Origin of the sequence: Rossellomorea vietnamensis NBRC 101237 (assembly GCF_001591825.1) — a bacterium.
GTDB lineage: Bacteria > Bacillota > Bacilli > Bacillales > Bacillaceae_B > Rossellomorea > Rossellomorea vietnamensis.
Map to the genome: position 1 here is coordinate 1 of NZ_BCVQ01000096.1, position 2674 is coordinate 2674.

Consider the following 2674-nt stretch of genomic DNA (forward strand, 5'->3'; position numbering starts at 1 on the left):
GCTACCTTAAGTAGCAACAAGCTTTACAAATAGAGCCTAATAAAAAACACGCCACTCATGATGAAGTGACGTGTTTCAGTTTATGAAAATAAATCATTCAAAATCTTGATTTTCTTTTCTGTGTACTCTTTGAATCCAAGGTTATAGGCATTCGGTTCTTTTGGATTGGCGAAGTGCGTGATCTTTCCGGTTTTCGGATCGATGAATTTGCTTGCCGCCCCGCAGCCGATTCCAATGATGGTCTGGACTTCTTCCATGATCATGATGTTATAGATGCTGTCCTGCTCTGGAAGGGCGTATCCCACATTTTCCAGGTTGCCGAGAATATTCTTCTGACGGTATAAGTAGTAAGGCTCATATCCATGCTCCTTCGTCCACTCTTCCGCAAGATTCATCATCTTCTCAATTTCAAGACGGTCCGCCACTTTATACTTGTCCTTATTCTTCGTCATTTCGGACGCCCGCTTAAAGGACAGGGTGTGAACCGTCAATGATTCAGGCATAAGCTTCTCTGTTTCGTCCAAGGAATGCTGCAACTCCGGAAGCTCCTCCCCTGGAAGACCAATGATGAGGTCCATATTGATGTTATTCATTCCCATACCACGGGATAAATGAAATTTGTCAATTGTTTCCTCCACCGTGTGATGTCGCCCGATCGCTTTTAAGGTTTCCTGGGTGTACGATTGAGGGTTGATGGAAATCCGGTCGATGTTCCATTTATTGAGCACTTCGAGTTTATCTTCGGATATCGTATCCGGTCTCCCTGCCTCCACCGTTACCTCCCTTACCTTGTCCACATCCGGGAAGGAGCGGTACATCTCTTCATAAAGAGCATCCATTTCTTCAGCTGTGATGGACGTAGGGGTACCCCCGCCATAATAGATGGTCGTAATCTTGATATTGTTTTCTTTCATCCAACGTCCCATTTCCTGGATTTCGTAATGAAGTCCCGCCAAGAAGGAATCTACCCTCCCCTGTTTACCGAGAATCGCATAGGCTGGGAATGTGCAATAAGCACACTTGGTTGGACAAAACGGAATGCCGATATAAATGCTCACTTCCTGCTGAAGGTCATAGAGATCAGGCACGACGGATAATTGACGATCAACGATGTTTTGCATCAGTTGGATCTTTTCATCCGTGATCAGGTACTCTTTTTTTAATTTCTCATGAATCTCTTCCTTGGGCATCCCAAGCTGCATCTGTTTATGAATCAGCTTCGTGGGACGGATTCCCGTCAAGATGCCCCATTTTTGCCTGATCCCCGTCAAATCTTGAAGAACATTTAAATACACATGGGAAACAGCCGTTTTCAGCTGTTTGAACCGCTCTTTCTCATTTTCATAAGGCACCCAGTCGTGCACATAACGTGCAGTGTATGATTGTCCTTTGAAGTTCGTTAATACAGCTTCCGCCTCTATCTTGTCATCTGAAGAAAGTTCTATATGGACTTGAAGATCGGCCTCATCACAATCACCGAAGTGAATGGCAGACTCTTCAAAGAATAAATTCGCTATCAATCGCAGGGGACGTTCAAAACGCTCATCCTCGATTCCTTTTATCAAAACATTCACGTTCTAATCACCTTTCATATAACTAATAAGCTGTTATAAGTGTACAGAAAGGGGTGGGAATGGTCAATGGTCCGAACCCTCCCAATAGAAGAACACCCCGTATTCCTGTTGGAATGACGGGGTGTTCCTTGAGTCACGATTTTATGATGTTCATTTTTTTCAGGAAAGGGATGGGATGTTGTTTACGGAATAACTCAGTGACAAAGTACGGAATCCCTTTTTCAACCTGACTGCGTGTGATCCAGTCCGCCGCTTCCCGCACTTGACGTGGTGCATCTCCCATGGCAACACCGAGACCCGAACATTCCATGGAATCAATGTCATCGATGCCGGATCCGACCATTACGATTTGATGCTTCTTCACTCCGAGACGCTCAGATAGATACATCAATCCCCTGAGCTTTGAAACACCCCTGGGAACGATATCCAGTTTATAGTCTGACGTCGGAATTGCGTCCACTTCCTCATACATTCCTTTTAACGAAGCGACAACGTCCCATACGTCTTCCCTGTGTTCCATCACAACCGAAATCTTCGGTACTGCCATCGGATTCTCCAACAGGTGATCACTCACCCGGTCCACAAACTGTTTGCTGTAAAGTAATTTCGATTCTCTTTGCCATGAGACCTTTGCCATCTCACGTGCCCCGGTACTGGTTTTGCCTACGATGGATCGCTTTTCATGGGACAAGTGTACCTGGCATGAAAAGCCTTCAAGGAATTGAGAGATTTCATACGTAATGTCTTCCGCAATTTTTTTCACATACATCGGTTTTTCAAGCTCGCCTGCGATATAGGCGCCGCTGTGTGTAACAATCGGGCTTTCAAGCTTCAGGGCTTTGGCTACTTTCTTAGCAGAAGCAAAACTCCGGCTTGTAACCAATGTGACCGGAACCCCTTTATCTTGAACGTACTCAATTGCTTCCTTCGTTTCCTTCGCAATTTTTCCGTTTTCATTTACAATCGTGCCATCAATATTCAAAGCCAGCATTCGATAGATCATCATTGGTGTCCCCCCTATATGTTGTCTACTCCCTTTCTCTACTTTTATGAAGGATGGGAGACAAATATGCCAAGGGGGTGGAATGCCCAACAAAAAA

2 protein-coding genes are annotated in these 2674 nt (G+C 44.9%); both read right to left on the reverse strand.

What is annotated here, in order from left to right; all coding sequences use genetic code 11:
• Window positions 1-80 precede the first annotated feature (80 nt).
• On the reverse strand, window positions 81-1574 hold the full coding sequence (locus tag BVI01S_RS21740; RefSeq protein WP_061811537.1) for a coproporphyrinogen III oxidase: 1494 nt from the start codon (window positions 1572-1574) through the stop codon (window positions 81-83).
• Between the two features lie 133 nt (window positions 1575-1707).
• A complete protein-coding gene (locus tag BVI01S_RS21745) occupies window positions 1708-2580 on the reverse strand; it encodes a Cof-type HAD-IIB family hydrolase (RefSeq protein ID WP_324295662.1) in 873 nt (290 codons plus the stop codon).
• Between the last annotated feature and the right edge of the window lie 94 nt (window positions 2581-2674).

Coding starts and splice junctions, on each gene's coding strand:
- BVI01S_RS21745 (WP_324295662.1), bottom strand. CDS start 2,580: ATGATGATCTATCGAATGCTGGCTTTGAATATTGATGGCACGATTGTA.